This is a genomic window from Massilia eburnea (genome assembly GCF_009720745.1).
Lineage (GTDB): Bacteria > Pseudomonadota > Gammaproteobacteria > Burkholderiales > Burkholderiaceae_D > Rugamonas > Rugamonas eburnea.
This window is the reverse complement of sequence record NZ_WNKX01000037.1, coordinates 1-16,240: the sequence shown is the minus strand read 5'-3', so window position 1 is coordinate 16,240 and position 16,240 is coordinate 1. Positions and strand designations below refer to the sequence as shown.

Sequence of the window (16,240 nt, the reverse complement as noted above, 5' to 3'; positions counted from 1 at the left end):
CGGAAACGTTGTCAGCGAAAATGCTGGCGCCGCCCATGAGTTAACGTTATCATTGCAAGGCAAACTACAGCGATTGAGGGAGAGCCACATGGAAGCACAAAAGAAACCGTTTCGTCGCATTCTACTGACCGGCGCTGCCGGCGGCCTTGGCAAGCAGCTGCGTGAACGCATTGGCGCCTGGGCTGACGTGGTACGCCTGTCGGATCGCGCCAACCTCGGCGAAGCACGTGCCGGCGAAGAAGTCGTCCACTGCGACCTGGCCGATCGCGACGGCATGCTTGCCCTGCTCGAAGGCGTGGACGCCGTGCTGCACTTCGGCGGCATATCCGTGGAGGACCGCTGGGACCCGATCCTGCAGGCCAACATCATCGGCTTGAAGAACCTGTACGAAGCGGCGCACAAGGCCGGCGTGAAACGCATCGTGTTTGCCAGCTCCAACCATGCGATCGGCTTCCACCCGACCACCGTGCACCTCGACGCCGACAGCCCTACCCGCCCGGACGGCTACTACGGCCTGTCCAAAGTCTTCGGCGAGCAGATGTCGCGCTATTACTGGGACCGTTTCGGCATCGAGACCGTCTGCATCCGCATCGGCTCGGTGATGGAAGTGCCGAAGACGCACCGCATCTTGCGCACCTATATGCACCCGGACGACCTGGTCGAACTGCTGCGCTGTTCGCTGGTGACGCCGCGCGTCGGCCATACCATCGTGTACGGCATGTCCGACAACGACGCCAACTGGTGGGACAACAGCAAGGCCGGCCACCTGGGCTTCCGTCCAAAGCACAGCTCTCGCGAGCATGAGCACCTGTTCCCGTTCGCCGGCTACCCCGCCGATGACGACGAACCCAGCAAATACCAGGGCGGCCCATTTGTAATCCAAGGGCCAATGTACGAATAGTCACTGCAATGCCGCCTTTGACCCGGTGTCTGCAGGTGCCTTATGGCGGACAGTCGTTCGGCAAACGCGGCGTGCGCACCGAGCAATACACCATGGTCATCGAACGCAAGGACAACCAGGCCTTGCGCTATACCCTGTTCGACAACCTGGCCGATCCATGGCAACTGCAAAACATCGCTGCCGACAAGACGGCGCTCGTGTCACACCTGGTTGAAAAGGAGCTGGTGCCCTGGCTGGAGAAAACAGGGGCCCCGTGGCGTGGCGCCCGGCGGCCGCCAGCACCTTTCGCGAGCCTGCTCAGAAACTCCGCGTCGTCGTTTGTTTTTTCTTCATTCGGCGCAGCTTGCAATAACGTTATCTCAAGGTGCAGCAAAAAGAACCGGCCGCGTTAATGCGCGCGGCCGGTTTTCGCGCCGGCATCAGCGTTTAGCGCGACACGCTGACCTTGAGAGGAGAAGCGTAGCGCGCTGCGGTGTCGGCGACATAGGCCTCCCACGCCGGTGCATCGGCGAAGTCGCCGCTCTTGCTCCAGCCGGCGCCGAGGTAGTAGACAAAAGGCTTCTTCGGCTGCGCTGGCGCCAGGGCCAGGTAGTGGCCGGCCTCCTCCGTCTTCGGCGCGGCGAAAGGCACGCTCAGGTACTTGGTGGCGCCTGGCACGATCACGGCGCAGGCATTGCTGCCCTTGTCGCCCATCGCGGGTTCCCAGTAGCTCATGCTGCCGCTGCCCTGCTGGTAATGGCTGCCCTGCCCCTGGCGCTGCACGATGCCGACGCCGACCGTCAGCGGCGCCGCGGACAGGCTGGTGAAAGTGCTTTCGACGCGGCTGAAGTTACTGCCGGCGTCCAGGCTGACGCGGCGCGTTTCGGCGACCTGGCGGCCGCCGGCGTCCCAGGCGTCGTATGTCAATTCGAACACGGTACGCAGCGGGCCGTCGGCCAGGATCTTCCAGGTGGTGTAATTGCTGGAGGTCTGCAGCTGCTTGCCGTCGTAAATGCCAAGGCCGCCGCAGCCACGCGTTTTGCCAACGTGGTAGAAGTCGAGGCCTTCGCCCGAATCCAGATGGTAATGGCCGGCCTTGTACCAGCTGTCCTGCACCAGTTTGTGCGCGGATTTCGACCAGACGTCGACACCGCTCGAAATCAGGTGCTCGGTCGGGTCCTTGATGATGGCCGGGCCGTACACGCGGTGCGCCACGCGATCGTTCTCCCAGGCGAAATCGTCCAGGCGCTCCGGCACGAAACGGGCATGGGCGCGCGACACCACTTGCGGCACAGCGGGCAAGCGCTTGCGTGGCACCAGAAGGTAGCGGCGGGTCTCGTTCGGCGCCAGGTCGGTCTGGAACAGCAAGCCCTTGCCCAGCGACTGGCTAGGCAGGATGCGCGAAGTCAGCGCATCCATTACCGCTACGCCGTCGCCGGCGTCGGCCACTTCCACCGATTCTTCGGGACGGAACAGCTTCGTCTCATTGCTCACAGTGACCACGCGTATTGCACCGGCTTCCTGCAAGGCCATGCGGTACATTTCGCTGCCGGCCATCAGGAAACCGCCGACCGCGAATACGTCGCTGGAGTTGGGGTCGAAGAAGCGCGGGTCTTCGCCGATCGGCTGCACGTGTACCAGCTTGCCGTCCGCCTGCACATGGGTCGACAGCGCTTGCCAGGCGCGCTTGACCGCCGGTTCGAACTTGGCGCGCGGCAGGATACCCTGGTTCACGCCCCAGGCCAGCGCATAGGTATAGAGCGCGGTGCCGCTGGTCTCCGGCTTGTTGTAGCTGACCGGGTCGAGCAGGCTGGAACGCCACAGGCCATCGGACTGCTGCAGGCCAAGCAGGCGCTCCGCCATTTCCTGGTACTGCTGGATGAAGCGGCCGCGCTGCGGGTGGTTCTCCGGGATGTACTGCAGCATGCGCACCAGCCCTCCCATCACCCAGCCATTGCCGCGGCCCCAGAACACTTTCTTGCCATTGGCTTCGCGCTTGTCGAAGAAGCGGCTGTCGCGGAAATACAGGTGTTCTTCCTTGTCGTACAGGTAGTCGGAGGTTTTCCACCATTCGCTGATGGCAAATTCCAGGTAGCGCTGGTCGCCTGTGGCGGCAGTCAGCCGCGCCCAGGCCGATGGGCCCATGAACAGCGCATCGCACCAGGCCCAGCGCTGCGTCACGCCTGGGGTCTTCCAGTCGAGTGAACCGGGGCGCGGATTGGCCAGCATATAGTCGAACTGGGCGCGCATCGGCGCGATCATATACGGCTGGCGGGTGTGCAGGTAGAGTTCAGCATACATCTGGCCGACAGCGTAATCGTCCGCGTGGAACATGCTCGGCCCGAGCTTCCAGTGGTTCTTGTCACCGGCCGCGCGCATCGCTTCGCGGTATTTGTCGCTGCCGGAAATGCCAGCCAGCGCCATGTAGCCGGCGTCGCCCACCGCCTCCGTCCAGTCATCGAGCGGATATTTGGTCGGATTGGCCAACTGCCAGTCCGCCACCTTTTCCATCGAGGCCAGTACTGCGGCCGGCGCCAGGGCCTGCACTTCGGCGCCCGCCGCTTGCACTGCACACACACTGGCAACCAGGACGGCCAGCGAATGACGGGTAAATGCGTGTTGTGACATCGTGTGCTCCATCCTTCTTCTAATTGACTGCGTTAACGATACCACAGATTTTTCAAAAAACGTGCTTTTACTTGAGAATGGTATTATTGCGTGGTATCGTTACCCCATGAATGCGAGACCCCAACCCTGTCCGCCCGCCCTGCAACGTGCCCTGTACCAGCTGGACGGCATGCTGCACACCCTCGGCACCCAGTACCCGGACGACACCAGCCAGCACCTGCACTACCAGTTGCGCCGCCATGGCACGCATGCTGCTGGCGCCAATGTCGGCTGGACCACCGGCTTCTGGCCCGGCATGTTGTGGCTCGGCTATGAATTGACAGGCTGGCAGCGCTTCCGCGATGCCGCCACCGTGCAGGCTGCCGATTTCGCGCGCCGCCTGCAGGAACAGGCCGACCTTGACCACCATGATCTCGGCTTCCTTTATTTGCTCAGCAATGTTGCCGCCGACCGCATCGCGGCCCTGCCCGGCGCGCGCGCGACAGCGCTGGCAGCTGCCGACCGCCTGCTGGCGCGTTTCCTGCCCGGCGCCGGCGTGATCCAGGCTTGGGGAAAGCTGGACGACCCGAAAGAACGCGGCCGCGTCATCGTTGACTGCGTGATGAACCTGCCCTTGCTGCATTGGGCTAGCGCTGTCACCGGCGAGCCCGGATACCGCGAAGCTGCACGCAGCCACCTGGTGAATACGCGTCACCACCTGGTGCGTCCGGACGGCTCCACCTGCCACACCTTTTTCTTCAATGCCGACACCGGCGAGCCGCTGCGCGAAGTCACGCACCAGGGCCTGGCCGATTCTTCCTGCTGGTCGCGCGGCCAGGCCTGGGCACTGTATGGCTTTGCACTGAACCACCGTCACTTGCCGGAATTGGGCCTGCTCGACGCAGCGATGCAGGTTGCCGACTATTTCCTCGGCCACCTGCCGCCGGACCTGGTAGCGCTATGGGACTTGGGATTGGCGCACGACAGCGGCGAGCCGCGCGACAGTTCGGCCAACGCGATCGCGGCCTGCGGCCTGCTTGACCTGGCGAGCCAGTTGCCACCGGGCCCGCAGCGCGAGCATTACCACGCCGCCGGCGAACGCCTGCTCGACGCGCTGGCGCGCCATTGCGCCGCGGAGCTGCCGGCAGCCGGGGGTTTGCTGACGCACGGCACCTACCACCGCCTGGCCAACCTGGGCGTGGAAGAATGCACACTGTGGGGCGACTACTACTATCTCGAAGCCCTGGCGCGGTTGCACCATGGCTGGACCAGCTACGACCGCTGATCCGCCGGCGCCTGGCGGCGCCTGTGCAATACCAGCACGACGAACCAGAATGCCGAGCCTAAGGACGCCAGCAGCCCGGCAACCAGGAAAATCACGTGGAAGTCGCGTCCATTGGCGTCCAGCAGTGCGCCCAGTTCGATCGTGAAGAAGACCGTCAACAGCCCGGTGATCGATGCCGACAGCGCTGCCAGCGACGAAAAGCGCGTTCTCGGCAGGAGCCTTGGCAGCAAGGCCGCAGTCCCGGTCAGGAAAGTGCCCGCCAACACCGCATGCACCACGAACCAGACCAGGAAGGACATACGCCCCGCCACGAACTCCCATGCGCCCAGCATGCTCAAGGCGTACAGGACAAGCGTCACGAAGCCCACCCGCAGCGGATGGAAGCGGTCCGCCAGCCAGCCCACCGGCATCGCCAGGACAATGGAGATGCTGTAGGCAGCCGCCACCGCGCGCCCATAGTCCGTTCTGTCGACGCCGAATTGGCTGATGGCGTTATAGCTGTTGATGTTCACGGGCAGAACGCAAATCGTTGCTATGGCCAGGGTCACGAACAGCAGGACATAAAACCAGGGCGAAGTGCCATCGTCGCCGCGCAAGACTTGCAGGCTGGCCCGCTGGGCCGGAGTCGGCGGCGGGTACTGCGGCTCCCGCACGCCTTTGCACAAGGCGAGGAAGCCCGCCAGGTATGCCGCTGCAATGGCCAGCATGACCGGGCGCGCCACGGCTGGCAGCTCGTTGCCGAAGACAAAATAGAAAAACGCCACGCCAACGCCTAGGCTGATGATGCGGAACATGCCGAAGAAGCGTCCCATGATCCGCTGCGGCACCGTGTCGTTGACCAGGGCGATGAACAGCGCGTTGGCCAGCACAGTAAAAATTTCGTAGAAGGTCCAGAAAAAGCACATGCAGGCGACGATGTAGCGTCCGCGCATGCCCGCGCTGGCGCCAGCCCATTGCCAGAGCGCGTCGCCCAAAGGTTCGCTGAAAGCCAGGCCGACCATGCTGGCCGAAACCAGCGGCGCGCAGGCGAGGAGAAAAGGAATACGGCGGCCGAAACGGGTGCGTGTGCGGTCGCTCCAGGCGCCGACCACCGGACCGATGAACATGGCAATGGCGGAAGGCAGCGCGCCGAACAGCACATTCAACAGCGTCGCATCCTGGCTGAATTCGCGCAGCTGGAACTTGAACAGGTCCGGCAAGGCGCGCTCTTTCAGCGACCAGGCCAGGTCCCCCAGCAGGAGGAAGAAAAACAGGGCGGGCAGGCCGAGCGAGACAGCAGCAACTGCAATTGCCGGCGCACCCCGGGCTTCAGTGCAATCCCGGCGCATGACGCTGTGCTGGCCCAATTCCCCTCCCTCGCTCACTGCAATGATCGACGCGCTTATGTTAGCGCATCCGCGCGCCAGAAACTTCGCTGTTTGCCGGCAGCGTACGGCAGGGCGCCGAGAAAGTCGTAATCGGCCCACAATGGAGCTTCCTGCGCGCCTTCGCGTGCGGCCGCCGCGTGGGCCGGTAAATGCCAGAAGCTGGACCAGCCATGGTTACAGCGGGCCAGCGCTTCCAGGTAATGGTAGTCGCCCCACAGGTTGGATTCATCGACACCGCGCCCTTCCGGCAGGCTGTACACGCCATGCGCGAGCAAACCCTTGCCGCTGCCGCTCTGTGCGGCGCAGTTGCGCACGAGGCTTTCGAGCATGTCCAGCCCCGCTTCGCGATAGCGCGCGCCGCAGTCGCCCAGCTGCTCCGCCAGCTCCAGCAAGCCGCAGACGGCGATCGACGTGGCCGAACTGTCGCGCTGCTGTCCGCTGCGCCAATCGAGCGCCAGGTCCCAATGCAGGACACCGTCGGCCGGCATGCGCGACAACAGGTAGTCCGCCATGTCGCGCGCCGTCTCCAGCGCGCCCAATCCCGGCGCCATGCGGTGGTTCAGGGCAAAGCCGTAAAGGGCCCAGGCCTGGCCGCGCGCCCAGCAGGTCTCTTCGCCCTGTGCCTGCCATGTCTGGTATGTGTGGGATTGCGCGCCACGCGGGCCGAGCCGGCAGCTTTGCCTGATCGAGCCGTCGCTTCGCACCAGCAGTTCACGGCTGCGCGCCAGGTGGCGGGCGGCCGCCTGCGTATAAACAGGATTGCCGGTCTGCGCGCTGGCCCAGTGCAGCAAAGGCATGTTCATCACGGTTTCGATAATGATGCGGCCCTGCTCGCGCGCGTCGTCGAGCCGGCCCCAGGCCTGCACCACGCCCGGCTCCGGCAGGAAACGCGCCTGCAGCAGCTTGGCCGCTTCCAGCACCTGGCTGCGGTACCAGGAATTTCCGGTAACGCGGTAGGCGGCGACGAACGATGGGCCATACAGCATGCCCAGTTCGTGCCGGTTCAAGTCGATGCGCCGCACCAGGCGTTGCGCAAAGCTGGCGTTCTGCTGCTGCGCGAAGGCGCGAAAGGCGTGGCGCCCGCTCATTTCATAACCGAGCCAGCACATGCCATTCCAGAAGCCGGTGCTCCAGCCGACGTTCGAGCCTTCCCAATGCCCGTCCTGCTGGCGCGGGCGGTACACCTGTCCCTGGCTGGTATCGCCCGGGAAGCGGCTGCCGAAGCTGGCCGCGTTGTTTTCCAGCTGCGCCAGCGCGGCACGTTGCGCTGCGCGGAACAGCCCCGCCCTGTCGACAGCTGTCATGATCGTCTCCTACTGTGGTGAGATAACGTTATCACTACAACTCCGGATTAGCAAGGAACTTCTACGGGGATGTCTTTCGCCAGCCACAGCGAAAGAAAAATTCGAAAGCAGGGTAGCAAAAACGACAGGGTAACGTTACCATTCAAAAATCGAAAGAAAGGATTCACATGACCCACCTTCATCATCGCTCCCTGCCACAATGGGACGCCCTCGGCGGCGGCCACACCGCCCGTGAAATCGCCCAGCAGCCTGCCGTCTGGCGCCAGCTGCCGCAATGCTGGGACGCCGTGCCAGCGCAGGAGCGCCAGCGCATCAGCGCCCTCCTCGCCAATCCGCAGGCGAGCGTGATCCTGACCGGCGCCGGCACTTCGGCCTATGCCGGCGAACTGGCCGCCGACACCCTGAACGCCGCTTGCGCAGCCCAGGTGCGCGCGGTGGCCACCACGACCCTGCTGAGCAATCCTGCCTTGTTCCTAACGGCTCAAACTCCGCTGCTTGTGGTATCGTTCGCACGCAGTGGTAACAGCCCGGAAAGCCAGGCCATCGTCGACCTGGTGCGCCAGTTGGCGCCCGCAACCCTGTTCCTGAACATCACCTGCAACGCCGAAGGCTTGCTGGCGCGCTCCGGCGCTGGCCGCAACGACACCATCAATGTGGTGCTGCCGCCCGCCAGCTGCGACCAGGGTTTTGCCATGACCAGCAGCTTCACCAGCATGCTGCTGACTGCCCTGGCCCTGCTCAGCCCCGAACCGCTCGCCGCATCGGCCGCGCGTATCGAACAACTGGCCGGCCTGGCCGAGCGCTGGACCGTGGAACAGGCCGAAGCCTGGCACTGCCATGGCCAGGCAAAGATCAGCCGCATCGTCTACCTGGGCGGCGGCCCGCTGGAAGCGCTGGCGCGCGAAGCCGCATTGAAAGTGCTGGAACTGAGCGGCGGCCGCATCCTCGCGATTTCAAATTCCCCGCTCGGCTTCCGCCACGGCCCGAAATCGGTCGTCGACCCGCAGACCATGGTGGCGGTGTTCCGCAGCCAGGACCAGCATGTGCGCCAATACGACCAGGATTTGCTCAACGAACTGCAGCGCGACAAGATCGCCGGCTCCCTGCTGTCCATCGACGGACGCGAGCTGGGCGCTCCGGCCGGCCTGCCGGACGCCTGGCTGGCCGCCGCCTACGTGGTGTTCGCGCAGGTCCTGGCCCTGCACCAGTCCGTGCGTCTTGGCCTGACTCCCGACAATCCTTTCCCTGACGGCACGGTCAACCGTGTCGTGCAGGGCGTGATCATCCACCCTTATGCGAGCGCCTGAAATGTTCTACGGCATCGACATCGGCGGCACCAAGATGGAACTGGTGGCTTGCGATGCCAGCCTGCAGGTAGTCCATCGCCAGCGCGTGCCGACACCGACCGATGATTACGAGCGCTTCGTCAACGCCCTGGCCGGGCTGGTGCTGCAGGCCGACGCCACGCTCGGCGTGCGCGCGCCAGTTGGCCTTGGCGTACCGGGCATCATCGACTCCGCCGGCGGCAGGCACCTGAGCGCCAACGTGCCTTGCCTGACCGGGCGCCTGCTGCTGCCGGTGCTGCGGCAGCGCCTGGACCGCAGCATCGTCCTCGGCAACGACTGCCAGTGCTTCGCCCTGTCCGAAGCGCACGGCGGCGCCGCCGACGGCGCGCCCAGCATGTTCGGCCTGATCATCGGTACCGGCGCCGGCGCCGGCTATGTGGTCGACGGCCGCCTGGTGCGCGGCCGCAATGGCGTGGCCGGCGAATGGGGCCACCTGCCGGTTTCGCCGTCGCTGCTGCAACGCTACGACTTGCCGGTACTGCCTTGCGCCTGCGGCCGCCAGGCATGCCTGGAACGCTATGTCTCGGGCACCGGACTGCGCCAGCTGCATGCCCAGCTAAGCGGCAGCGCCGGCATCAACGCCGACCTGCTGGCGCAGGCCTACCGGGAAGGCGCACCGATGGCGATGCGCGTGTTCGACCTGCACCTCGACCTGCTTGGCTCCGCGCTGGCCCAGATCGTCCTGGCCTACGACCCGCATGTGGTGGTGCTGGGCGGCGGCCTGTCGCAATTGCCGCACCTGTACCACTGCCTGCCGGCGGCCACCGCCGCCCACCTGATTCCGGGCATGTCCGTGCCGCCCATCCTCCCGCCGGCATTTGGCGACGCAGGCGGCGCACGCGGCGCTGCCCTGCTGGCCGCCCAGGCCGTCCAAAACCAGAACAAGGAAGCATGATGTCCCCACTCCAAACCCTGATCCGAGACCATCACGAAGGCCGCGCCATCGGTATGCCGAGCGTCTGCTGCAGTAACCCGCAAGTGCTGCTGGCCGCGATGGAAACAGCACTGGCGCACAACGCACCACTGCTGGTGGAGGCCACCTCCAACCAGGTCGACCAGTTCGGCGGCTACACCGGCATGCGGCCTGCCGATTTCGTCGCCTACGTGCACGATCTGGCCAACAAGACCGGCTTTCCGCTGGAGCGCCTGGTCCTGGGCGGCGACCACTTGGGCCCGAACACCTGGCAGAACCTTCCGCCCGACCAGGCGCGTGAAAACGCCCGCGTGCTGATCGCCGACTACGTCAGCGCCGGCTTCCACAAGATCCACCTCGATTGCAGCATGTCCTGCGCCGGTGACCCGAAGCCGCTGCCCGATGCGGTGGTGGCGGCGCGCTCCGCCGACCTGGCACTGGTGGCGGAACGCGCCGCGCTGCGGGCCGGCTTTCCGCCGCCGGTCTACATCGTCGGCACCGAAGTGCCGGTTCCCGGCGGCGAAGCCTCGCTGGGCGGCGGCGTCCAGGTCACCAGCCCACAGGCGGCGGAGGCCACGCTGGAAGCGCATCGCGAGGCCTTCATGGCGCTGGGCCTGAACAGCGCCTGGGAACGCGTGATCGCCCTGGTGGTGCAGCCCGGCGTCGATTTCGACCATAGCAGCGTGCAGCAATATGCGCCGCAGGCGGCAAGCACACTGTCCTCCTTCATCACCGGCTATCCCGGCCTGGTATTCGAAGCGCATTCCACCGACTACCAGACCGAGCGCGCCCTGCACTGCCTGGTGCGCGACCATTTCGCCATCCTCAAGGTGGGCCCGGCCGCCACCTTTGCGCTGCGCGAAGCCTGCTTTGCGCTGGCCGCCATCGAAGACGAACTGCTGCCGATGGAGCGCCGTTCCGGCCTGGTGGAAGTGCTGGACCAGTGCATGCAGATCGCACCGCACCACTGGAAGAAGCACTACGCCGGCGCGCCGGCCGAACTGCGCGTGCTGCGCCGCTATGCCCTGTCCGACCGCAGCCGCTATTACTGGGGCGATGCCCCAGTCCAGCAGGCGCTGGAGACCCTGTACGCCAACCTGGAAGAAACCGGCATTCCGCTGTCCCTGCTGAGCCAGTACCTGCCCGAGGCGGTGGAAGCGGTGCAGCTTGGCCAGCTGGCGCCGCGCGCCGCCGACCTGGCGCGCCACAAAGTACGCCTGGTGCTGGCGAAGTACATGCGTGCCTGCCACGCCAACCAGGCGGAGGCTCTATGCTAAGCACCGGCGCACGACGCGAGCAAATCCTGCAAGCCGTGCAGGACCAGCACCGGGTGCGCGTATCGCGCCTGGCGCAGCTGTTCGGCGTATCCACCGTCACCATCCGCACCGACTTGCGCGCCATGACCGCCGCCGGCCTGCTGGCGCGCCAGCACGGCGGCGCACGCCTGGCGACGCAGGCGCTGCCTGAAGCGCCGCTGGCCGAAAAGCGCATCCGCCACCGCGAGCGTAAGCTGCGCATCGCCAACCGCGCGGCAGCCCTGGTGTCTCCGGGCGATAAGCTGATCCTCGACGCCGGCAGCACCACGCTGATGCTGGCCCAGCGCCTGTCGGCAAGTTCGCCCTTGACCGTGTTCACCAATAGCCTGCCGATCGCCAACGAAGTGGGACAAGTGGCCGGCTTGCGCCTGATCGTCTCCGGCGGCACGCTGCGCCAGACATCGCAGTCGCTGCAGGGTCCGCAGGCCGAAGCCTCGCTGCAGTCCTTCTTCTTCGACAAGCTGTTCCTTGGCGCGGACGGCTGCGACCCGGATTTCGGCCTGTCCACCCACGACGTGGAAGACGCGCGCCTGAACGCCTGCATGGTGGAACATGCGCGCCAGGTGATCGTGCTGGCCGACGGCTCCAAATTCGGCCAGCTCTGCCTGCACCGCATCTGTGCCCTGGACCGCGTGCACACGGTGGTCAGCGACGCCAGCATGCCGCACTCAATCCGTGCGGCCCTCGTGGCCAACGGCATCGAAGTAATCATCGCGGAGGAAAACTGATGTCTTCGGAAATCCTGGGCCAGATCCTCACGACATCAGGCTGGGTGCGCGGACGCCTGCGCCATGGCGAACGCATTACCGCCATCGAGGCCGATCCTTTGGCGCCGGAAGACGTGCTGGTGCTGCCCGGTTTCATCGACCTGCATGTGCACGGCGCCGGCGGCGTCGACGTGATGGAAGGCGGCGACGCTGCGCTGCGCATGGCCCGCCTGCATGCCCGCCACGGCACCACCAGCCTGCTGGCCACCACCATGACAGCGCCGCCGGAGCACATCGAGCGCGCCTTGCGCGGCGTACGCGAATCCATGGCCGCGGCAGCGACAGGCGCCGCGGATATCATGGGTGTGCACCTGGAGGGTCCCTTCCTGAACAGTTCCAAGCTGGGCGCCCAGCCGCCGCTGGCCAGTACCGGCACCATCGAACAAGTGCAGCGCTGGCACGATATCGCCCCGATCCGGGTGCTGACGCTGGCGCCTGAAATTCCCGGCCACATCGAACTGATTCCGCAGCTGGCGGCCATGGGTATCCGCGCCCAGGCCGGCCATAGCGCCGGCAGTTACGATGACGGTGCGGCCGCCATCAAGGCCGGACTGGCGGGCTTCACGCATCTGTACAACGGCATGTCTGGCCTGAACCAGTACGCGCCCGGCATGCTGGCCGCCGCGCTGGCGCACGGCGAATTCGCCGAAATCATCCCCGACCTGCAGCACGTTGCTCCAGGCGCCATACGGGCCGCAATGCGCGCCATCCCTCGCCTGTACGCAGTGACCGACGCCACGCCAGCCACCGGCATGCCGGACGGCGAATACATGCTGGGCAGCCAGCGCGTGATGAAGTGCCTGTCCTGCGTGCGCCTGGTACTGGGCGATTCGCTGGCCGGCAGCGCACTGACCATGGACCTGGCCCTGCGCAACCTGGTCAGCCTGGGCCTGTCGACCGCCGCCGCCTCCGACCGCGTGTCGCGCTACCCGGCCGAATATCTTGGCCTGCGCGACCGCGGCACCCTCTCGCGCGGTTTGCGCGCCGATTTCGTCGTATTGGATCCATCGCTGCACATCCGCAGCGTGGTGCTGGCCGGACGCCAGCTGACTCACACCGAAGGAGCACGCCATGAAACTGTCCACGCCTGAAGCCCAGACCCGCTACCTGCTGCTTGTCGCCGGTCTGGGAGGCCTGTTGTACGGGATCGACGTCGGCATTATCGCCGGCGCCCTGCCCTATCTGGAGGCCAGCGCCGCCCAAATCTGGAAACTGTCGACCCAGCAACTGAGTTTCGTGGTGGCCGCCGTGCTGCTCGGCTCCGTGCTGTCCTCGCTGGCGGCCGGCTCGCTGGCCGACTTCATCGGCCGCAAGCGCCTGATGTTCGTCTCCGGACTGTTGTTCAGCCTGAGCATCCCCATCATCGCACTGGCCGACGGCTATCTGCCGCTGCTGCTCGGGCGCCTGCTGCAAGGCGTGAGCGGCGGCCTGATTGGCGTGGTAGTGCCTCTTTACCTGGCCGAATCGCTGCCTGCCGCCGTGCGCGGGCGCGGCACCGGCATTTTCCAGCTGCTGCTGACAATTGGGCTGGTACTGGCTGCGGCGATCGGCCTGCTGGTAGCGCGCGAAGTGGAAGCGGTGGCCAGCAGCGCACCGGCCACCTTGCAAACCGTGCAGGACGGCGCCTGGCGCCGCATCTTCTGGCTTAGCCTCCCACCGGGCCTGCTGTTTACGGCCGGCGTGCTGCTGCTGGCGGAATCGCCGCGCTGGCTGCTGAAACGCGGCCAGCGTGCGGAAGCCCTGCAAGCACTGCAACGCACACGCACAGCCGACGTCGCGCAAGCCGAACTCGCAGCCATTGGCGCCGACCATGGTCCCGCCGCCACGGCGGAAACGGGCAGCCTGCTGCAACGCCGCTACGTGCTGCCCTTCCTGCTTGCCTGCCTGATCCTGGCGTGCAACCAGGCGACCGGGATGAACTCCGTGCTGGCCTATGCCGTGAACATCTTCGATGCCGGCGGCCTGACCGGCTCCATGGCCAACGTCGGCGACTTCGCCCTCAAACTGGTCAACTGCCTGATGACGGTGCTGGCAGTGCTGCTGGTCGACCGCAAGGGCCGCAAATTCCTGCTGATGCTGGGGACCGGCGGCATCATTGTCAGCCTGAGCGCGGCTGGCCTGCTCTTCCTGTCTGCCGAGCGCGCGCAGATCGACGTCATCGAGCCCCTCAACCACCGCGTGGTCAGCAACGGACTGACGCTTGACGCCAACGACGTGCGCCAACTGGCTGGCCGGGATGACTATGTATTGGAGCTCGCCTTCAGCTATGGTCCGCTGACGCAGGTACGTACCGTGCGTCCTGGCCAGGAACTGCGCGTCGCGCCGCCACAGGCCATCGATGGCGACAGCGTGATCGGCGCCGCATTCCGCACCGCCCACTTGAATCCCTTTCCCGACATGCAGCAAGCCCTCAATGCTCCGCTGGTGGTTGAAAGGGCCCATGTCGGTCCACCGCCACTGGCCACGCACGGCTGGCTGGTTCTGGCTTGCCTGCTTGGTTTTGTTGCCAGCTTTGCTGTTGGTCCGGGCGTGTGTGTATGGCTGGCGCTTTCAGAGCTGATGCCGACCCAGATCCGCTCCAACGGCATGAGCGTCGCCCTTCTGCTCAACCAGTTCGTCTCCACGGTGATTGCCGCCATCTTCCTGCCAACCGTCGGCCAGCATGGCTACGCTCCAATGTTCTTTGCGTGGGCCGGCTGCACCGTGGTGTACTTCCTGGCTGCCACTTTCCTGCTGCCGGAAACGCGCGGCAAAACGCTGGAAGAAATCGGTCGCCACTTCGCTGGCGCGGCTGATTAACAGCGGCTCGCTAATAGCCGCGGTGCTTGCCCGCGCTGCGGCTCTTCAACGTCCGAGGAATGACTAGGCACCAGGGCGCTCACGCAGAAACTCCATGGCCACCTGCGACCTTGTGAAGCCCAGCTTTTCGTAGAAATCTGAGACGCCCTCTCGTCCCGCCCGCAGCACCCAGGTGATTTGCCTGTTTTCGCCGACCGCCGCGCGCACCAGCGCTCTACCCACACCCTTGCACCGGCACTGCTCGGCCACCACGACCATGGAAATGTAGCCGTTGTACATGCCATCGGTGAGCGCTCGCAAGAAGCCAACGACTTCCGTTCCCTGGACCGCAATCAACGCCACCTGTGATCGCGAGACGAGCCGCTCAAATTCTTCAACTGTAGAAACGCCGCGGTTCCAGCCATTTGAAATGAGCAGCTGCCGCGCGGCTTCGATCTCCGATGGGGAAATTGGTCGCACCTGCATTAGACACCTGATGTGTAAGGGTTAGCCGGAGCATCGCAGTGCATCCGTGATAAATGAAGGATCGGCATCGTCCCAAGGCAAAGACTGGTATCAAATTTATCGAACCGCCTCATACCGCCAGAAAAAACGGAAAGCGACCCCACCCAACGCAATGAAAATCGCCAAAGCAGCTATGCCATCGTCAAACGTTGACGACGCAATTGCACCTCTGTTCTCAAGGACATTCAGCAAAACCAGGGCGCCAAGAGCCAGAAAAAGAACTACAAATAAGACGACCCAAGCAGTGATTGGAATTGTCGCTTTGACTTCTGAACGACATGATGCGCAGAAGTTTCGAACGGGCGTAAGCTGGTACCAATGAGTTGTGCGCCCCGAACCAAAGTCTGTTTCGATGTTCAGGCGATTCCCGCAGGCCGGGCAGTTTTTTCTAAGCCCCATAACGCTACCGGTCAGCGGCGCCGCCAAGCGCCCGTTGGATCAAAGTGTTGGGCGCCACAGCACTGCCCGGACATAAATCCCACTCCACGACATCTATCTCATTAGGAGAAAAGGTAACGAAAACTCCAGTAGAAACAGAGCGAATTATTGAAACTTTGACCTTACCTCTTCTAAATATGTTCTGCTCACCATCTGGTCCAATCTCACGGGACCTTTTCATTTTCGCTGGGTCGGCCCCAGCGCCGTCAGTATCTTTGCATCGGGCAAGGAAGCTGACAACTCTACTTTAAATTGGGCTCCCTGGATCGTTCTTCCGATACTTGCTGAAGCGCAGGCGTTCGCCTCAGCTACGACCGCAAGGGCAAGTACGCAAGCCAAGCCAAGGCGAAAAGAAGTTTTCAAGATGGTGATTTCCAACGCATGGTTAGCGCTTTTGACGTCAATTTGGCTGTCGCAAGTCATCGAATTCAAAACCCTTCTGATTGGATCGGACCTTCCAACGATTTCTCTCGAAATGCCCACCAATGCATACCTGACTTTATATAACTCGCAATTTACGCAGTTTTTTGGAAAGTCCCTGAACGGAATCAGCGCCATCGATCGCGGAAAGAATTTTCTCCTTTGAGCAGAACCAATGGGATGGACTCCTCCTCTTCATCCGGCATCGAAGTGCCTAAACTGGAATCTCTACAGACCAGTTTGAAGGAAGGAGTCCACCGTGAAGATTATCCGCGTCGGCGTCGATCTAGCCAA

At 64.3% G+C, this 16,240-nt stretch carries 14 protein-coding genes; 9 read left to right on the top strand and 5 right to left on the bottom strand.

The annotated features are described in order from the left end of the window. Positions 1-88 precede the first annotated feature (88 nt). Positions 89-901: an NAD-dependent epimerase/dehydratase family protein gene (locus tag GM658_RS26805; RefSeq protein WP_155457175.1), complete on the top strand. Its 813-nt coding sequence runs from the start codon at positions 89-91 to the stop codon at positions 899-901. Between the two features lie 8 nt (positions 902-909). After that, the gene (locus GM658_RS26800; protein WP_155457174.1) at positions 910-1,293 is read left to right on the top strand and encodes a hypothetical protein; all 384 of its coding nucleotides are present in this window, start codon (positions 910-912) and stop codon (positions 1,291-1,293) included. 34 nt (positions 1,294-1,327) lie between these two features. Here GM658_RS26800 and GM658_RS26795 read toward each other — a convergent pair whose 3' ends face one another. Further along, positions 1,328-3,508: a glycoside hydrolase family 88 protein gene (locus GM658_RS26795; RefSeq protein WP_170299003.1), complete on the bottom strand. Its 2,181-nt coding sequence runs from the start codon at positions 3,506-3,508 to the stop codon at positions 1,328-1,330. A gap of 106 nt (positions 3,509-3,614) precedes the next feature. On the opposite strand from GM658_RS26795, the gene GM658_RS26790 reads away from it, so the two are divergent. Next, the gene (locus tag GM658_RS26790; RefSeq protein ID WP_155457172.1) at positions 3,615-4,772 is read left to right on the top strand and encodes a glycoside hydrolase family 88 protein; all 1,158 of its coding nucleotides are present in this window, start codon (positions 3,615-3,617) and stop codon (positions 4,770-4,772) included. On the opposite strand, the gene GM658_RS26785 is transcribed toward GM658_RS26790, so the two are convergent. Both GM658_RS26785 and GM658_RS26780 read right to left on the bottom strand, forming a co-directional pair. Then, positions 4,760-6,118, bottom strand: a complete 1,359-nt coding sequence (locus GM658_RS26785; protein WP_155457171.1) for an MFS transporter — start codon at positions 6,116-6,118, stop codon at positions 4,760-4,762. The genes GM658_RS26790 and GM658_RS26785 overlap by 13 nt on opposite strands. Before the next feature lie 35 nt (positions 6,119-6,153). Further along, entirely contained in the window at positions 6,154-7,443 is a 1,290-nt protein-coding gene (locus tag GM658_RS26780) for a glycoside hydrolase family 88 protein (protein ID WP_155457170.1), read from the bottom strand. A gap of 167 nt (positions 7,444-7,610) precedes the next feature. Between GM658_RS26780 and GM658_RS26775 the strand changes: the two genes are divergently transcribed. The 6 genes from GM658_RS26775 to GM658_RS26750 are packed head-to-tail and all read left to right on the top strand — an operon-like array spanning position 7,611 to position 14,584. Then, complete coding sequence (locus tag GM658_RS26775) at positions 7,611-8,750, top strand: SIS domain-containing protein (RefSeq protein ID WP_155457169.1); 1,140 nt, start codon at positions 7,611-7,613, stop codon at positions 8,748-8,750. Beyond that, on the top strand, positions 8,737-9,684 hold the full coding sequence (locus GM658_RS26770; RefSeq protein WP_211841949.1) for an ROK family protein: 948 nt from the start codon (positions 8,737-8,739) through the stop codon (positions 9,682-9,684). Before GM658_RS26775 ends, GM658_RS26770 begins: the two co-directional genes overlap by 14 nt. Next, entirely contained in the window at positions 9,681-10,979 is a 1,299-nt protein-coding gene (locus tag GM658_RS26765) for a D-tagatose-bisphosphate aldolase, class II, non-catalytic subunit (protein WP_211841948.1), read from the top strand. The genes GM658_RS26770 and GM658_RS26765 overlap by 4 nt, the downstream gene beginning before the upstream one ends. Then, positions 10,973-11,746 (top strand): DeoR/GlpR family DNA-binding transcription regulator, encoded by a 774-nt coding sequence (locus GM658_RS26760; RefSeq protein WP_155457168.1) that lies wholly within the window; start codon positions 10,973-10,975, stop codon positions 11,744-11,746. The genes GM658_RS26765 and GM658_RS26760 overlap by 7 nt, the downstream gene beginning before the upstream one ends. Further along, positions 11,746-12,876 carry an N-acetylglucosamine-6-phosphate deacetylase gene (locus GM658_RS26755; RefSeq protein ID WP_155457167.1) on the top strand — a complete coding sequence of 377 codons (1,131 nt, stop codon included), beginning with the start codon at positions 11,746-11,748 and terminating at the stop codon, positions 12,874-12,876. Before GM658_RS26760 ends, GM658_RS26755 begins: the two co-directional genes overlap by 1 nt. Next, positions 12,857-14,584, top strand: a complete 1,728-nt coding sequence (locus tag GM658_RS26750) for an MFS transporter (protein WP_155457166.1) — start codon at positions 12,857-12,859, stop codon at positions 14,582-14,584. The genes GM658_RS26755 and GM658_RS26750 overlap by 20 nt, the downstream gene beginning before the upstream one ends. A gap of 63 nt (positions 14,585-14,647) precedes the next feature. Here the strand turns inward: GM658_RS26750 and GM658_RS26745 are convergent, their stop codons facing one another. Continuing rightward, on the bottom strand, positions 14,648-15,049 hold the full coding sequence (locus GM658_RS26745; RefSeq protein ID WP_155457165.1) for a GNAT family N-acetyltransferase: 402 nt from the start codon (positions 15,047-15,049) through the stop codon (positions 14,648-14,650). A gap of 654 nt (positions 15,050-15,703) precedes the next feature. Next, positions 15,704-16,084, bottom strand: coding sequence for a hypothetical protein (locus tag GM658_RS28960; protein ID WP_170299002.1), 381 nt, complete (start codon positions 16,082-16,084; stop codon positions 15,704-15,706). Positions 16,085-16,240: the final 156 nt, after the last annotated feature.

Bases quoted from the DNA above. Each gene is read 5' to 3' on its own strand.
- GM658_RS26795 (WP_170299003.1), bottom strand. From the start codon at position 3,508: ATGTCACAACACGCATTTACCCGTCATTCGCTGGCCGTCCTGGTTGCC.
- GM658_RS26805 (WP_155457175.1), top strand. From the start codon at position 89: ATGGAAGCACAAAAGAAACCGTTTCGTCGCATTCTACTGACCGGCGCT.
- GM658_RS26770 (WP_211841949.1), top strand. From the start codon at position 8,737: ATGCGAGCGCCTGAAATGTTCTACGGCATCGACATCGGCGGCACCAAG.
- GM658_RS26775 (WP_155457169.1), top strand. From the start codon at position 7,611: ATGACCCACCTTCATCATCGCTCCCTGCCACAATGGGACGCCCTCGGC.
- GM658_RS26755 (WP_155457167.1), top strand. From the start codon at position 11,746: ATGTCTTCGGAAATCCTGGGCCAGATCCTCACGACATCAGGCTGGGTG.
- GM658_RS28960 (WP_170299002.1), bottom strand. From the start codon at position 16,084: ATGGCGCTGATTCCGTTCAGGGACTTTCCAAAAAACTGCGTAAATTGC.
- GM658_RS26790 (WP_155457172.1), top strand. From the start codon at position 3,615: ATGAATGCGAGACCCCAACCCTGTCCGCCCGCCCTGCAACGTGCCCTG.
- GM658_RS26800 (WP_155457174.1), top strand. From the start codon at position 910: ATGCCGCCTTTGACCCGGTGTCTGCAGGTGCCTTATGGCGGACAGTCG.
- GM658_RS26750 (WP_155457166.1), top strand. From the start codon at position 12,857: ATGAAACTGTCCACGCCTGAAGCCCAGACCCGCTACCTGCTGCTTGTC.
- GM658_RS26745 (WP_155457165.1), bottom strand. From the start codon at position 15,049: ATGCAGGTGCGACCAATTTCCCCATCGGAGATCGAAGCCGCGCGGCAG.
- GM658_RS26765 (WP_211841948.1), top strand. From the start codon at position 9,681: ATGATGTCCCCACTCCAAACCCTGATCCGAGACCATCACGAAGGCCGC.
- GM658_RS26780 (WP_155457170.1), bottom strand. From the start codon at position 7,443: ATGACAGCTGTCGACAGGGCGGGGCTGTTCCGCGCAGCGCAACGTGCC.
- GM658_RS26760 (WP_155457168.1), top strand. From the start codon at position 10,973: ATGCTAAGCACCGGCGCACGACGCGAGCAAATCCTGCAAGCCGTGCAG.